General features: G+C 68.2%; 14 protein-coding genes. 3 read left to right on the top strand and 11 right to left on the bottom strand.

What is annotated here, in order from left to right:
* Positions 1-7 precede the first annotated feature (7 nt).
* Entirely contained in the window at positions 8-1,333 is a 1,326-nt protein-coding gene (locus VGW35_11520; GenBank protein HEV8308288.1) for an extracellular solute-binding protein, read from the top strand.
* A gap of 64 nt (positions 1,334-1,397) precedes the next feature.
* On the opposite strand, the gene pal is transcribed toward VGW35_11520, so the two are convergent.
* The 7 genes from pal to VGW35_11485 form a co-directional block, all read right to left on the bottom strand.
* Positions 1,398-1,790 carry a peptidoglycan-associated lipoprotein Pal gene (gene pal / locus VGW35_11515; GenBank protein ID HEV8308287.1) on the bottom strand — a complete coding sequence of 131 codons (393 nt, stop codon included), beginning with the start codon at positions 1,788-1,790 and terminating at the stop codon, positions 1,398-1,400.
* Between the two features lie 298 nt (positions 1,791-2,088).
* The gene (locus VGW35_11510) at positions 2,089-2,568 is read right to left on the bottom strand and encodes a hypothetical protein (protein HEV8308286.1); all 480 of its coding nucleotides are present in this window, start codon (positions 2,566-2,568) and stop codon (positions 2,089-2,091) included.
* 22 nt (positions 2,569-2,590) lie between these two features.
* Complete coding sequence (locus VGW35_11505) at positions 2,591-2,788, bottom strand: hypothetical protein (GenBank protein ID HEV8308285.1); 198 nt, start codon at positions 2,786-2,788, stop codon at positions 2,591-2,593.
* A 344-nt stretch (positions 2,789-3,132) separates the two neighbouring features.
* Positions 3,133-4,536 (bottom strand): sigma-54 dependent transcriptional regulator, encoded by a 1,404-nt coding sequence (locus VGW35_11500; GenBank protein HEV8308284.1) that lies wholly within the window; start codon positions 4,534-4,536, stop codon positions 3,133-3,135.
* Complete coding sequence (locus VGW35_11495) at positions 4,536-5,909, bottom strand: ATP-binding protein (GenBank protein HEV8308283.1); 1,374 nt, start codon at positions 5,907-5,909, stop codon at positions 4,536-4,538. The genes VGW35_11500 and VGW35_11495 overlap by 1 nt, the downstream gene beginning before the upstream one ends.
* Positions 5,910-6,386: 477 nt before the next feature.
* Positions 6,387-7,538: a diadenylate cyclase gene (locus VGW35_11490; protein ID HEV8308282.1), complete on the bottom strand. Its 1,152-nt coding sequence runs from the start codon at positions 7,536-7,538 to the stop codon at positions 6,387-6,389.
* 209 nt (positions 7,539-7,747) lie between these two features.
* The gene (locus VGW35_11485) at positions 7,748-8,227 is read right to left on the bottom strand and encodes a methylglyoxal synthase (GenBank protein HEV8308281.1); all 480 of its coding nucleotides are present in this window, start codon (positions 8,225-8,227) and stop codon (positions 7,748-7,750) included.
* 287 nt (positions 8,228-8,514) lie between these two features.
* On the opposite strand from VGW35_11485, the gene VGW35_11480 reads away from it, so the two are divergent.
* Positions 8,515-9,786: an MFS transporter gene (locus VGW35_11480; GenBank protein HEV8308280.1), complete on the top strand. Its 1,272-nt coding sequence runs from the start codon at positions 8,515-8,517 to the stop codon at positions 9,784-9,786.
* A 39-nt stretch (positions 9,787-9,825) separates the two neighbouring features.
* Here the strand turns inward: VGW35_11480 and VGW35_11475 are convergent, their stop codons facing one another.
* The gene (locus VGW35_11475) at positions 9,826-10,212 is read right to left on the bottom strand and encodes a VOC family protein (protein HEV8308279.1); all 387 of its coding nucleotides are present in this window, start codon (positions 10,210-10,212) and stop codon (positions 9,826-9,828) included.
* A gap of 17 nt (positions 10,213-10,229) precedes the next feature.
* A complete protein-coding gene (locus VGW35_11470; GenBank protein HEV8308278.1) occupies positions 10,230-11,282 on the bottom strand; it encodes an alpha/beta hydrolase in 1,053 nt (350 codons plus the stop codon).
* 291 nt (positions 11,283-11,573) lie between these two features.
* Between VGW35_11470 and VGW35_11465 the strand changes: the two genes are divergently transcribed.
* Positions 11,574-12,029 carry a group 1 truncated hemoglobin gene (locus VGW35_11465; GenBank protein HEV8308277.1) on the top strand — a complete coding sequence of 152 codons (456 nt, stop codon included), beginning with the start codon at positions 11,574-11,576 and terminating at the stop codon, positions 12,027-12,029.
* A gap of 225 nt (positions 12,030-12,254) precedes the next feature.
* Here VGW35_11465 and VGW35_11460 read toward each other — a convergent pair whose 3' ends face one another.
* Entirely contained in the window at positions 12,255-12,707 is a 453-nt protein-coding gene (locus VGW35_11460; protein ID HEV8308276.1) for a cyclic nucleotide-binding domain-containing protein, read from the bottom strand.
* A gap of 12 nt (positions 12,708-12,719) precedes the next feature.
* On the bottom strand, positions 12,720-15,278 hold the full coding sequence (locus VGW35_11455; GenBank protein HEV8308275.1) for an ABC transporter transmembrane domain-containing protein: 2,559 nt from the start codon (positions 15,276-15,278) through the stop codon (positions 12,720-12,722).
* Between the last annotated feature and the right edge of the window lie 68 nt (positions 15,279-15,346).

Raw genomic sequence — 15,346 nt, 5'->3', positions numbered from 1 at the left:
GGCCATCATGGCACAGGGATCGATGTCGCGCCGGACCGTGCTGAAGCTGGGGGCCACCGTGGCGGCCGCCACTCACCTGCTTCCGCCGCGGAAGAGCTTCGCGGCCCGGGAGCAGAAGCTCATCTTCTGGATGCAGCCGCTGTTCAACAAGGACGCCGACGAGATCATGCTGGGCCAGGTGCGGGAGTACGCCCGGCAGGCCGGCCTGAAGGACAACGAGCTGCAGATCCTCACGGTACCCGGGGGCGAGGTCGCCAAGCGCATGGCCGCCGCCCTCGAGGTGGGCGCCCCACCCGACGTCACGCGATTCAACGAGGAGGACCTGGCCCGGCTGATCAGCCAGAAGCAGCTCCTGCCGATCACCGACGTCGTGAAGGACATGGGCAAGGTGGCGGGCGGCGTCAACGCGAACGTCCTGCCCATCGCGGAAGAGAGCGGGCAATACTACGGGGCCCCGTTCGGCCTGAACCCCCAGGCGGGCCACGCCCGGATGGACGCCTTCGAGAAAGCCGGCTACACCGACTTTCCCGACACCTGGGAGAAATTCATCGAGGCGGGACAGAAGATCACCAAGCCGCCGTTCTACGCCTACGGGATGGCCCTCGGCCTGACGCCGTCCGACAGCCTGGCCGACGTCATGTCGGTGGTCTGGCCCTATGGCGGCGCGCTGGTCGACAAGGAGAGCCGGCCGGCGTTCAACTCGCCGGGCACCGTGCAGGCCTTCCGGCTGATCGACGACATGTACAACAAGCACAAGATCATCCCGCGAGGAACCCTGAGCTGGGACAATTCCGGCAACAACAAGGCCTACGAGTCCGGCCAGGTCGCCTACGTGCTCAACCCACCGAGCATCTACTCGAGCCTGCTCAACAACAAGAGCCCGTTCCTGGAAAAGACCGGATTGTTCCCGGCCCCCGGGGGCCCGGCCGGGCGGTTCAAGAACGGGTACACGGACTACTGGGCCGCCTTCAAGCTCTCGCCCTATCCGGAGATCGCCAAGGGCCTGATCCGCCACCTGATCGAGCCGAAGAACTACAGCAAGCTGATCTTCGGAGCGGGCGGCCGCTACCTGCCCGTCTACCCGGAGATGACGAAGGACCCGTTCTGGAAGTCGCGCCCGGCCTTCAGGGGCCTGATCGACATCGCGCTGGGGACGATCACCACGTACTGGCCGGGGAAGGTCAACGTCGCCCTGGGCGAGATCGTCAACCAGTCGATCGTCGTCAAGTGGCTCCAGAAGGTGCTGGTCGATCGCATCGACGCGGCCGAGGCGGTCGGCAAGTGCCAGGAGGAGATGGTCGCCATCTACCGGCGGTACGGTCTCCCGGCGTGACCCCGCCGCTCGCACCCGGTGCCTGCGGACGTGCCGGAGCCTGGCGGGCGCGTGAGCGCAGCCCTCACGGTTTGACGAGAAAGTGCGCGCGCCGGTTCTTGGCCCAGCAGCTCTCGTCACGCTCGGTACACAGGGGCCGCTCCTCTCCGTAACTGATGATAGTGACCCGGCTGCCGACGATGCCGAGACTGGCGAGGTAGTCGCGGGCGGCCTTTGCCCGGCGTTCGCCCAGCGCGAGGTTGTACTCGTTCGTGCCGCGCTCGTCGGCATGCCCTTCGATCAGGAGTAGCGCCCCGCCGTGCGCTTTGAGCCACTCCGCGTTCCTGGCCAGCCCTGCCTTGTCCTGCGGCCGAAGGTCGTACCGGTCGAAATCGAAGTGAATCTCCGTCAGGGCCGGATTCTCGACGTACTCCCCGGGCGCGGGCAGAGCCGGTAGAGTGGTGCCCGCGGCCGCCATCGACCCTGGCGATGGGGAGGCGCCCGACGCTCCGGGGCCACCGGCGCCGCTCCCGGTAACCGCGCCCGGCGCAGTCGCCACCCCAGTCCCCGGCCCGGCCGGCGCCCCACCGCTCGACCGGGTACCGGTCGCGCCGGCGCCCTGGGCCGGGCCTGCGACGGCGGCACTGCCACCCGGCGTCGGGCTCGACTTCTTGGGGCACCCCGCAAGGAGCAGCGCCGTCCCCAACAGCGCAATACTCAGAGTCAGTCCTCGCCTTCGGTTCACAGCAGCGACCCTCCTCCCTATTGGTCGGGGTTCAGAGCAACTCCTCTCCCTCGCGGACGAGCCACCGCACAGCCTGGACCTCACCGAGCCGGGAGTACAACCGGATGAGCACGGTCCGCAATAGCGCCGCTTCACACTGGAGGCGTAACTTGTCACGCAGGCTTATGGCCCGGACAGCCCTGCGGCGCAGAAGGCCGAGCGCGATCTCGAGATGCTTCACCGCCAACCGATCGTTCCCCCAGGTGAGGTGCGCGAGCCCCAGCAGGCGGTAGGTATGCTCGTCGCTCAGGTGGCGGCGCACGTGAGTCGAGAACACGAGGGTCGCCCGCCCCGCGAAGCCCGCTGCGAGAGCGCGAATTCCGGGGATGCACATGTGACATCGATCGCGCGGCGACTCGGTCAATTCCTGGATGACATCGGTCATCGCCTCGAGATACTCCCCCGCGGTGATCGTCGGCGTCAGGTCCTCGCCCAGAGCCCGCTCTGCGTCAGCGCCAAAGAAAAAGCCCACGGCCTATCTCAGCGGCGGCGGCTCAGCGCGACCCGCGCCGGCAGCGCAGCCGGGCTTCCGCATGCTGGACCCCGTTCAGATCCGCCTGGACAGGGCCGATGCTCAGGCGTCCACGGCTGCCGCAGAAGATGCACTCCAGCACCTGCTCCGGCGAGACAGTCCGTCGCTGCCAGCTTTGCCCGCAGAGCTCACACGTGACGACCACAATGAGTGTGTCCACCCGCTATCCCCTCTGTGGCGACCACCACCGGCGGCAGCGGCCGCAGTCCGTGCGGCGTGGTGGAGCATCTGGCGGCTGCCGGCGCGTCATGGCGAGACGCCCACGGCGGCAGCCACCGGAGTTGGGGCACACAGTAACGCCATACGGCCTCGCGCCCCTGCAGGGCAATTCGCGTGCCGGTGGGAGGTGACGCCAGAAACTCTCGGCGGGACGGGGACTTAGTATCCGGGACTCACACCGAACGGGGCGATGCGGCCGGCCGAGGCTCGGAAACGGACCGCAAGAGTTGCAGCCGGTCCGACGGGGACCAGCTGGCTCGAGGGGCAGGGAGGGAGGCCCGGGGGTTACTGATGGGTTGCCCGAGGCGACTCTTCCTCCTCGGATCGCTCGCGCGACAACTTCTCGATCCCGTACTGCCGCAGCTTGTAGTGCAGCGCGCGCGGACTGATGCCGAGGACCTTGGCTGCCCGCTCCCGGTTCGCGGTGATCGCACCGAGGGTTCGACGGATCACCTGTTCCTCGACGACGTGGAGTGGGATGCCCAACGGGATCGTCAGACTGTGTTCAGGGCGCTCGCCGGTCAGGATCGTGGAGGGCAGGTGGACGGGGCGGACTACCCGATCGGGAACGGTCACGACGAGCCGCTCGACGAGATTGCGAAGCTCGCGGACGTTGCCCGGCCACGCGTACTCGCGGAGCGCCTGGAGCGCCGGCGCCGAGAAGGCCTTCTCCGGTCGATCGTACCGGGTGCAGAACTCCCGTAGAAATGCGGTCGCCAGTACGGGAAGGTCTTCCGTGCGTTCGCGAAGCGGTGGCAGGATGATCGGCACTACGGCGAGTCGGTAATACAGATCCTCCCGGAACGCGCCCCGTTTGACGGCCGCCTCGAGGTCCTTGTTGGTTGCCGCGATGAAGCGAACATCGACCGTGACCGGGTAGGTCCCCCCGACTCGGCGAAAGTCCCGTTCTTGGAGGACTCGAAGGAAGTCCACCTGGGTTTTGGGGCTCATCTCGCCCACTTCGTCGAGGAACAGCGTTCCACCGTCGGCCTGCTCGATCCGCCCGACCTTCGCCGCCAGCGCGCCGGTGAACGCGCCGCGCTCATGGCCGAAGAGCTCAGACTCGAGCAGGGTCTCCGGCAGCGCGCCGCAGTTCAGCGTGACGAAGGGGCCGCTTTTTCGGGCGCTGCGATTGTGAATGGCCCGGGCCACCAGCTCCTTGCCGGTCCCGGACTCGCCGCTGATGAGCACGGTCGCGGTCGTCGATGCGACCTGGCGGACCCGTTCGTAGACCTCGCACATCCGGAGACTTCGTCCCACGATGTGTTCGAACGCCTCACGCACTGCCGCGCGCTCGCGCAATTGCCGGACTTCCTCGCGCAGCGCCTTGTGCTCGAGTGCCTTCGCCAGGACGTGGACGAGCCGGTCGGGGTCGGTCGGTTTGGTCAGATAGTCGTACGCCCCGATCTTCATCGCTTCGACGGCACTGTCGATCGTGCCGAACGCCGTCAACAGGATCACCTCGGCCTCCGGCTGTCCCTGCTTGACGGCACGCAGAACATCCAGGCCTCCCGTGCCCACCATCTTGAGGTCGGTGAGAATCACGTCAAACGACATTTCGTGGAGTAGACTGAGCGCCCGTTCGCCGCTCTCTCCCGTCATGACCGTGTGGCCAGCCTTCTCGAGGATCTTTGCCAGCGCGGTCCGAATGTTCAACTCGTCGTCGACGATCAGAATGCGGCCTCGCATCAGGCGCTCCTCGCGGCCTGCATAGGCCGACCGGCCAGCGGGAGGCGGACGACCATGGTCGTACCCAGGCCAGCCTTGCTCTCGACGTCAATGGTGCCGTTGTGGCCCTCGACGATACGGTGGGCAATCGCCAGCCCAAGCCCGGAGCCGCCCTGCCGGGTGGTGAAGTACGGGTCGAAGATCTGCGGAACGACGTCGTGCGGGATGCCTTCACCCGTATCTCTCACCGTGAGTTCCCCCCAGCCGTTGTCGCGCCGAGTCGTGAGCGTCAGGTTCCCGCCGGTCGGCATAGCTTGCATGGCGTTGATCACGAGATTGAGGACGACCTGGGCCAGCTGGCCTTCGTCACCCGCGATCGTATCGAGCTCGGGGTCAAACTCGGTCTGGATCCCGACCCGGTGCCCCGCCGCTTCGAACCCGACGAGACTGAGTACCCGCTCGACGAGCGCATTGAGATCGAGCGGCTTCACTTCCGGGATCGAGGGCTTCGAAAAACGGAGGAAGTTCTCCACGATCTGGTGAATGCGCTCGATCTCCGCGCGAAGAATCCCAAGATAATCCTCGAGCTCCACTTTGGACGGCTGGGGCGCGCCGAGCTCTTGGACGAGCAGGTGGAGATTGAGGCCGAGGGCATGAAGCGGATTCTTCACTTCGTGGGCGACGCCGGCGGCCAGCGTGCCGAGTGCGGCGAGCTTGTCCGCTCGCCGGAGCTGAAGCTCCAGCCGGCTGACCTCGGTGACGTCGCGGAGGAGAACGACCAGCCCGTCGAACCGATTCGATTCGTTACGGAGCTCAGCCGCCGACACGCGCAGCGTCAGCCGGCGACTCTCGGCACCGGACACAGACAGATCACTCTCCTGGAACAGTCCCCGTCCGCTGAGTGCCGCGCGAACCCAGGCGGCGAGTTCCGTCGTGTGCTGGAGCGCGTCTTCCAGGGGGCGGCCGACGACCATCGAGGCCCGGACCCCGAGCAAGCGTTCGGCGGCGCTATTGAGCGAGGTGAGCGCGCCGTCTGAATCCAGCGTCAACACGCCGGTCGGGATGCTTTCCAGCACATTCCGCATGAGCGTCTTGACGCGCTCAAACGTCTGGGTGGTCGACCGGTAGTTCTGGAATGTGGTGAACAGCAGGATGGCGGCGGCGGCGAGCGTGAGGAGGATCGCCACAATCTTCAGCGCATCTTTCCATGTGAGGCCGCCAGGGAGTCCCTCGGGCGACGGAATGGCGCCGGAACTCAAAAGGGAATACCGTTCGAATTGAATGCCCACCACGACGGCGGCCGCCAGGAGCAAGGCGAAGAGCAGAAAGACCGACGCGGCCAGGCGAAGTGGGACATATCCCAGGAGCGAGCGAGCCGGAGCCGGGCGAAGCATGGGCTAGGTCTTTTCGGGGGGGTCTCGGAAGACCCCCCCGATGCCCCCCCTCGGTGGCGGCGGCACAGCCGCCGCGCGGAGCGCCTCTCGATGCACCACGCGCTTGGTGGTCGGCGTCGGATTACTCGGACACACTAGACCGCCTCCCGGGAACCGCCCCAGGGCCCGTGGGGCGGAAAGCAGGTTCGGCAGCGGCACTTCCTCATCCCCCGCACTGTAGCACCCCGGCACTCCGGCGGGAACGTGCCCTGGGAACCGCGACGAGCCCATCCTCGCCCCACCGCCAGTGCCACCACCAGAGATCAGGCAAGCACCGGGCGTACCAAACGCGCTACTCGCGCGTGCCGGTTGCGGATTGCACGGTCGTGGCGCCCGCACCGCCATCTGCGACCGCAAATCCTGCAGTCGACGGCGCTCCTGGGCGCTTGCCGTGGTCGTTCCACGGGGTCGTGTGGCGCGCATCGTAGCGGTCCGTGCTCATCGTCTCAGCGGCGCCCGGCGAGGAACGAGCTGAATCGTGACGGTTGGGGGGAAGACCCGCTGGATCTCGAGTCCGGGGGGCAGACCGAGCGTGCCGGGCTGCACCCGGAGAGTCAGAGTGCCCTCTCGCGTACCGGCGAGGTCAAACCGAGCCACGAGGGGCGTCATGCCGAAGGACTCCAGAACCCAGGGGCTGCCGCGGAGCTGGACCTGGACGACCTGCACCGACAACTGGGCGATTTCCAGATCGGCCGGGACGTTACGGAACTCGACGCCGGCCGTGACCGAGCGAATAGAAGTCCCGCCCAACAGGAACGACGCGGTCCACAGCACTCCCGCCAGGCCGAAGGCGACGGCCTTGAGGCGGTAGTCGGCGAGGAGGAGTCGCCGCCATCGCGTGCCGGTCGCGGCCGTCGGCGGGGCGCGCAGCTCGCGCACGCGCTGGGCCAGCTCCTCGGGCGACTGGATCGTCGCGATCTCGCCGCCATGGGCCAGGCTCACCGTACCGCGTTCCTCGGACACGACGATCACGATTGCGTCACAGCGCTCGGCCAGTCCCAAGGCGGCCCGGTGCCGTGTCCCGTACCCCCGCGGGACATCCCGGCGTTGCGTCAAGGGAAGGATGACCGCGACCCGACTGATTCGTTCGCCCTGGACGATCGCGGCGCCATCGTGGACGGGAGACACCTTGCGGAAAATCGCCTCGAGGATCTCCTGGGACACCTCGCCGCCGAGCGGCACACCGCCGTCGACGAGCTCATCCGCAGGATCCCGGCCAGATAGCACGATGAGGGCTCCGCGCCGCGCTTGGGCGAGGGAGAAGGCTGCCGTACTGATGACCTGCACCAGCCGCTCCGTGGTGCCCTGCCGGCGGCGCAGGAGCCAGGCGACGACGTCGAGCCGCATCAGGGCGTGACGGAGCTCGTTCTGCAGCACGATCAGTACCAAGACGAGGGCCGCCAGGCTCGCCAGCGCGAGGATCCAGCTCGTGATCAGCAGCTCAAGCTGCCGCGCAAGGACCGCCCCGGCCGCGAGCCCGAGGATCGCGAACGTCACACGGAAGGCTCGGGCGTCGCGAGCCCACCGGAGCAGGAGATAAATCGCGCCGGCCAGGACCACGAAATCGAAGGCGGTCTGCCACCGGGCCATCAGCCCTCCGGCCGAGCGGGTGGACCAGTTCGGCGTCCGGGGCCGCGCCGCAATTCTTGCAGTGAGGGGGCCTCGACGGCCCCCTCTCGAACCTCCCCCCACCTCTCGGGCTTCCGTGGGTGGGCCCGCGGGCAAAGCCCGCGCTCTGAGTGGGCCCCCATACGCCAGCGTTTGGGCATCACGCTGCCCGCGCTCCACCCGACAGGCTTCTAGCGAGAGCCGGAGGAACTCGGATCGGCGACCGCTTTATGCGGATCCCCGTAGTCGGGAAGAAGACGCTGGTAGCCCGCCGACATCAGCGGCGACGAGATCATGAAATCCGCCGACGCTCGGTTGCACGCGACGGGAATGTTCCATACCACCGCGATCCGCAGGAGAGCCTTCACATCGGGATCGTGGGGCTGTGGTTTGAGAGGATCCCAGAAGAAGATCAAGAAGTCGACCGCGCCCTCCGCGATCTTCCCGCCGATCTGCTGGTCACCGCCGAGCGGTCCGCTCTGCAGCGAGATGACTTCGAGTTCGAGCTCTTGCCGGAGGAGGGTCCCGGTGGTGGCGGTCGCGTACAGCTCGTGTCGAGCCAGGAGCTCTCGGTTGAAGGCCGCCCATTCCAGCAGATCATGCTTCTTGTTGTCGTGCGCCACCAGGGCGATCCGCTTCCGGTGTTCCATCGCCCATTGTCGGGATCCCATGGGACTCCTTCCTCCGTTCGCTCGGGACTCGGCACGGCCGGCATACTCGACGGGGTCCGAAACGTGCGGATGGCGCCGTGGTCAGCGGTGCAAGGGCTGTGCCGGACTTCCGTTCGAGGCGCGATGCCCGAACGACGTGACGGCGAGGACTTACCTCGCCGGCGCCCCGCCATCCGTCATTCACAGCTGCCGCCTTCGGAGGCAGCGCTGCCCAGACCGTGGGCACCGGCGAGGCTCGGCGGCGCCCGCCGCGCCAGGGCCCGCTCGTGGTAGCATGAGGAACCGCTATGGCCGCCGTGGCCGGCGCCAACGCCCGGCACAATTTCCTCGCCCTCGGGCTCGATTACGCCTGCTTCCTCATCGGCTGGTCGTTCGCCTCCCAGACGACGATCCTGCCGGCCTTCGCCACGCACCTGGGCGCGCCCAATGTGGTGATCGGCGCGATCCCCGCCGTGCTGATGCTGGGCTGGTTCCTCCCCTCGCTGTTCGTCGCGCACTACACCGAGACGCTGCCGCGGAAACTGCCGTTCGTCCTGCGCTACACGGTCTGGGAGCGCCTGCCGTTTCCCGCGCTGGCGGCGCTCGCGATTGTCCTCGCCGAGCCGGCCCCGCGCCTGGCTCTCGGGGTCTTCCTCGCCCTGCTCCTGGTGGCGAGCGGGGTGGGCGGGGCGCTCATGCCGGCCTGGATGGACATCATGGGCCGGACGATTCCGGTCGAGCTCCGCGGTCGCTTCTTCGGAGCGGCGAACCTGCTGGCGAGCGTGGGGGGGCTGGTTGGCAGCGCCGGGACCGCGTACATCCTGGTGACGTTCCCGGCGCCTCGCAGCTACGGACTCTGCTTTCTTGCCGCGAGCATCTTCCTCGCACTGTCCTACGTCGCGCTGGCCTCGGTGCGCGAGCCGACCGCGGCCGCGCCCTCCGTCCCCATGCCCCTCCGGGTTTACCTGCGTGGGATGCCGGCGCTTCTGCGGCGCGACCGGAACCTCGCCTGGTTCATCGCGGCGCGCGGCTTCGCGGTCGTGGGAGCGATGGCCACCGGCTTCTACACGGTGTACGCCCTGCGCGCCTTCGGCGCGCCGGAGTGGAGAGTCGGCCTCTTCACGATGCTCTTCCTCGGTGGCCAGACGGTGGGCAACCTCGTGCTCGGCTGGCTGGCCGACCGGGCCGGGCACCGCCTGGTGATCGCCCTCGGCATCGCCGCGCTGATGGTCGGGAACCTCGGCGCCTTGACGGCGCCATCGGTGGAGGCGTTCGGGCCGGTCTTCGTGCTCGTCGGCATCCATCTGGCGGCCATCCACGTCTCGGCGCGGACCATCGTCCTCGAGTTCGCGCCCGACGAGCGGGCCCGGCCGACCTACCTGGGTCTCGCCAACACCGCGCTGGGTCCGCTCTCGGCCGGGGCGCCTCTCGCCGCCGGCCTGCTGGCGGACCGCGTCGGGTTCCCGGCCGTGTTCGCGACCGCGGCGGTCTTCGGCCTGGTGGGGCTGGCGTTGCTCCTCGCCCGGGTACGCGAGCCCCGGACGCCGCGCGCCGGGAGGGCCGCGGCCGCGAGCGCCTGAGCTCGTATCCGGCAGGGCCGCGCGCCCACCGAACTCGACTCACTCGGGCGTCCGGTAGCGCCCCTCGGGTACGATCTCGGCCACGACCCCGCCCGGGTCGCGGAACTTGATGGGGACGACGCCGGGCTCACTGATCATCCGGCAGCCGGCCGCTAGCAGCCGCTTCCGCGTCGTGTCGACGTCCTCGACCTCGACCCCGAAATGGTGGATGCACGGCTCCACCCCCGACGCGCGCGCTTCCGCCGAGTCCGCACCGGCGTCGTACTGGATGAGCGCCAGGTCGATGGTGCCGTCGCTCAGGTGCCGGGAGACGTGGTCCCGCACCCGTCCTTCCTCGACGCGCCGAAAGCCGAACACCTCCTCGTAGAAGCGGGTCGTCGCCTCGAGATCGCGGACGCGAAGCGCGATGTGGACGATGCGCGCCATGGGCCGGCCTCCCTCCCTCAGGGCACGCCGAAGAGCGCGGACCGCCCCGGCGCCGAGTTGAACATCTGATTGGCGTCGTGGCCGACACCAGGCACGATGAGCAGCCGGTGGCCGTTGCCCGGGTAGAACGTCTGCATGAAGTCCTTGAAGATGACTCCGCGACGGTACCGGTGGCGGCCCTGAAGGTTGGCTTCGCAGCCCCGATCCAGCTCGGCGTTGCCGGTGTCGGCCTGGCCGATCAGGTAGATCACGTCGCGGACCCGATACTGCTGGCGGATCGCCGAGGCATGGAGCTGTCCGACGTAGCCGTCCCGGCCGCCGAGGCCGTACTTGTAGCGGTCCCAGCCGCCGCATAGCAGGCGCACCTCCAGGGGTGGGATGCGGAAGCGGTCGCTGATCCAGCGCTCGGGCCCCAGGTACATGTACGACGACGGGTTCGAGACCACGAAGCGGAACCGACTTCCCGCGAAGTAGCTGGCGGCCGGGCTGGTGGCCGCGTAGCGCTGGGTGAACTGGCCTCCGGCCGAGTGCCCCGCGATGACGATGGCGTCGAGATCGGGGAAGAGCGCCTGGTGGTTGAGCATCGCCAGGAGCACGTCGATGACGTGAAAGGACGTCATGCGCGGCGCGCCCCCGCCCGGGTCGTTGGACAGCTCGCCTTCTCGCCAGCCGTCCCCTTTCCAGTAGAGCACCCGGGCGTCCGACGCGGCGGGCCGGAAGTACGGCGCCATGACGATCGTCTCGTTGAGCTTGCCCGCCACGATGGCCGATTGGACCACGTAGCTGAAATAGCCGGGCGCGTTGCGGCTGAGCCCGTGGATCACGATCACCGCCCGTTTGATGCCGGCGTAAGTGGTCCCCGGCAGCGGCTGCAGCGGGAATGTCCGGTAGTAGCTCAAGCGGGCGCCGTTCCCCAGCGCGAGATTCGCGAGACAGGCGTCCCCGCCAATGATGCAGGGAGCCGCGCCGGGAACCTCGACGTCAGGCGGGTCCTCCAGCCCGACCGCCAGCAGCGGGGAAGCCAGTGCCAGCAGGATGAACGCGCCCACCGACAATCCAACCCGTCTCATCGGCACCCTCCGGCGGCCATCGCCGTGTCTCGGACACGGCTCGCGGCGCGACTGCGCTCGCGGAGCCGGCGATCGTCAGCATAGGGGAAGAGGGCTCCCGTCTCAAGCCACTCCTTCGGCGGCGGGTCCAACCGCATTAGGCGACACGGCGAGCCCTTGACTGAGCGGTTCACCGGCGTATGCTGAGGCGCGGCTCTCAATCCGAGCGGGGGGGTCGCGGCGTAGAGGAGAGGTGATCGCCGGTGGTCCGGCGACTCGGGCCAGCGTCACGCTGGGAAAGGAGCATCGCTCATGCGGATCCGTGCTCTCTGCATCGGCTTCACCCTCGTCGCTCTGTTGACGGTGGCCTCCCTGGCGCCGAGCGTGTCGGCCCAGTCCGCCGACACTCTCTACAAGCGGCTGGGCGGATACGACGCGATCGCCGCCGTGGTGGACGAGTTCATCGGGCGCCTCGTCGGCGACCCCCAGCTCCGCCGCTTTTTCGAGGTGTTCAGCACGGACTCCAAGACCCGGATCCGCCAGCACGTGGTCGACCAGCTCTGCGCGGCGACGGGCGGGCCCTGCATCTACACCGGGCGCACCATGAAAGCCTCCCACGCCGGGTCGGGGATCTCGGAGCGGGACTGGACCATCGCGGTGAACCACCTGGTGGCGACCCTCGAGAAGTTCAAGGTGCCGGAGAAGGAAAAGGGCGAGGTGCTGGCGCTCCTCGGGACCCTGAAGACCGATATCGTCGAGCGGCCGTAGATCCCGCGAGGGAGTCCCCACGGCTCCCTCCCACACCCGGCCCAGGAGAGGCGGCCGCCGACGGAGTCGCCACCGCGGAGCCTCCGGTTGAACTCAGCACGGCCCTCGCGCTCGCTCGAGCACGCGGCGGCCTGGATGTCCCGCTCCGAGCGGCGGCTTTGCCGCCGCCACGATTCTTGGGGGAGGCCTCGGAGGGGGTGTTCCGACACCCCCTCCGAAACTCACTCAGTGGCGGTCGTGCTGCTGCAAGAGGGCGGTGCTGCTCTCCAGGCGCTCGGCCAGCACCGTCATCACCTGCATCCCGATCTCCGGGCTCTGGCGCACGAGGTCGAGGAACAGCTGGGCCGAGATCTTGAATGTCACCACGCGATCCTTGGCCTTCACGGTGGCCGTCCGTCGCCGCTTGCACAGCACGGCCGTCTCCCCGAACAGGCTGTGGGGCCCCATGGTCCGCAGGAGCAGGCGGTGGCTGTCGGCGTCGGTGAGCCACACCTCGGCCTCGCCCTCGGCGATGATGTACACGGCATCGGCCGCGTCGCCTTGCTGCACGATCACCTCGCCGGGCTCGAAGCGTACGACTTCGGCCGTGTAGGCGATGAGCTTGAGCCGCGCCGTCGGCAGGCCGGCGAACAGGGGGATGTTGCGCAGGGTCTCGACGTCTCGTTCTAGCGGCTGCATCGCTGTCGTCCCTCAGGCCGTGACCCCGGCCTGGACCGCGAGTTGACGGAACAGGCTTCCCTGCGTCACGAGTTCCTGGTAGGTCCCGAACTCCGCGACCTTGCCCGCGTCGAGCACCGCCACCCGATCGTAGTACCGGGCCAGGTCCAGCCGGTCGACGACGGCGATGATCGTTCGCCCCTTCATGGCGGCCGTGACCCGCTGGTGGACCTCGCCGCGCTTGTCCCCCTCCAGGACGCTCACCGCCTGGTCCATGATGAGGATGTGCGGCCGCTTGAGCAGGGCCCGCGTCAGCGCCACCTTCTGGCGCTGGGCGGGGGACAGCCGGCTGCCGAAGAGCCCGACGTGATAGCCCAGTCCCGCTTCCATCACGACGTCGCGCAGGCCATGAGCGGTGATCACCTCCTCGACGATGGCGTTGACGCGCTTGACGGCCAGGCTGCTGGTGGCCACGACCTTTCCGAACAGCATGTTCTCCAGCAGGGTGCCGTCCGCGAAATACCGCTCGCGGTCGTAGGGCGCGAAGGTCTCGGCCAGCATGGGCGGCAAGGTCTCGGCGAAGCGCCGCCGGGCCAGGACGATCTTGGCCATGAACGCCTCGTCGACGCGGCCCAGTCGGTGGCGAGCCGGGATGAGCCGAAGGGAAAGCGCGATCAGTCGTTCCTGATCTTCGGCGGGCAACCCGTCCGGCGGGCCTCCGTCCAGGCGCGAGACCAGCCGGGTGTACTCCGGGAGCTCGCTGGCGGTGATCAAGCTGAAGTTGGCGAACAGCTCGTTGTCGGGCGCGATGTCCTTGAAGATCTCGACCGTCTCCCTGGCGATCTCGGCGCCCAGCGTCAGCAGTGGCGCTCGCAGCTCGACCTCGGTAATGACCCGCAGGAAGTATTCGCTGGCGGGCAGTCGCTCCAGCGCGAGGGCCGGGACCGCGCTGTGCCCGAACAGGATGTTCTCGCCGATGGACGCGTAGGTCGCGAAGCGCTCCCGGTCGAAGAACTCGATGGCCGGCTCGCCCCCCTCGCGGGCGAAGCGCTCCGCCACCAGCCGGCGGGCGGTGAGGAGCCGGGCGGCGATCTCCGGCTGCTTCGCCGGATCGATGGTCGACCGGAGACCGAGCGCGAAGAGGTCGTCGTCCAACCTCCCCACCCGGGCCGACTCGAGGACGGCGGCCACCAGCCCCGCCCGATCCGACACCCCCAGCGGAGAGAGATCGAGCCAGTCGTCCGAGTCCGGCCGGGCGTCGCCGGTACCCGGCCGGTGACGGAGGCCATACACCACGTTGTCGAGCACGGTGCCGGTGAACAGCCGGGCCTCGCTGCCCACGTAGGCCATCTGGCGACCGGCCACCGCCGAGGGGATCTGGGCCAGCTCAACGTTGTCGAGCAAGACGGTGCCCGTGTAGCCGTAGAGCTTGGCCAGCACCAGGGCCAGGGTCGACTTCCCGCTGCCGGCCGTCCCCACGATGGCCACGTGCTCGTGGGGCGGCGTGGCCAGCTTGATCTGGTCGAGGGCCTTGACTGAGCCGTCCAGCAGCACGGTGGCGCCGCGGACGTCGTAGGCGCCGGCCAGCTTCGGCACCGGCTCCGGGAGGCGCTCCTCCAGCGGGAACTCCGGCCGGATGCCCGGCACGTCGAAGTTGAGGATGACCTGCTCGTACTTGACGCGCGCGTTCTCCTTCTGCTGGAAGTAGTTGATGAGCTCCCGCCACGGCTCGTTCAGCTGGTTGTAGGCCTGCAGGAAGGCCACCAGGCTGCCGACGTCGAAGAGGTCCGGTCGCGTGATGATCAGCCACCCCCCGAGGAGGAGGAGGACAAACTGCCCGAACTTCTCCAGGAAGTTGTTGATCCACTTGACCAGGTACTTGAGGTTGTAGATCCGGAGCCGCACCTTGAAGATCCGCCGGAGCTGGCCCCGGAAACCGGTGGCTTCGTAGGCCAGCGTGTTGTGGACGTAGATCTCCTGGATGCTCCCGACCGACTCCTGGATCTTGTCGGAGAGCCCCCGCACCAGCCGGACCCGCTCGCGCGAGAGCTGGGTGACGCGGCGCTGGAGCTTCCGAACCAGCCAGACCTGGACGGGGAACAGCGCCATGCCGGCCAGGGCCATCCAGGGGTTCTGATACACCATGAACGCCAGCGTGCCGATCAGCATGGAGCCCTGAAACGCGGGGATCGAGAGGGCTTCACCGAAGAAGTTGCCGAGGTCCTCCACCTCGCCCAGGATCATGGCCACCAGCTGTCCCGTCGAGGTGTTCCGGAAATGCGGCAGCGGGAAGCGCAGGATCCGCTCGTACAGCTCGCTCCGCAGGTTCCGCAGCATCCGCTCCGAGATCAGCCCCTCCATGTTCTGCTTGACGTACTTGAGCGCCCCCGAGGCCAGCACGGCCCCCAGGAACAGCGTGCACAGCCACACCAGCGCGCCCAGGTCGCCCTTCCCGATGGCCTTGTTGATGATCTGTTTCGTCAGGGACAACATCCAGGGGTTCAGGAACGCCAGCACGAAGATGATGGCGATCAGGATGAGCTGGTGCCTGAGGCTCCGTCGGATGATGTAGCGATAGAGATTGGTTTCCATCCGGTTACGCTCCAGCCGGAGGGGAGGGTCCCCTCTTCGTCGACTCGGGATATCGTCGGCAGCGCCGC

The organism is Candidatus Methylomirabilota bacterium, from assembly GCA_036005065.1.
In the GTDB taxonomy this organism is placed as follows: domain Bacteria; phylum Methylomirabilota; class Methylomirabilia; order Rokubacteriales; family DASRDR01; genus DASYQW01.
Note: the sequence above shows the minus strand (reverse complement) of the source record. Positions and strands in the feature narration are given on the sequence as shown.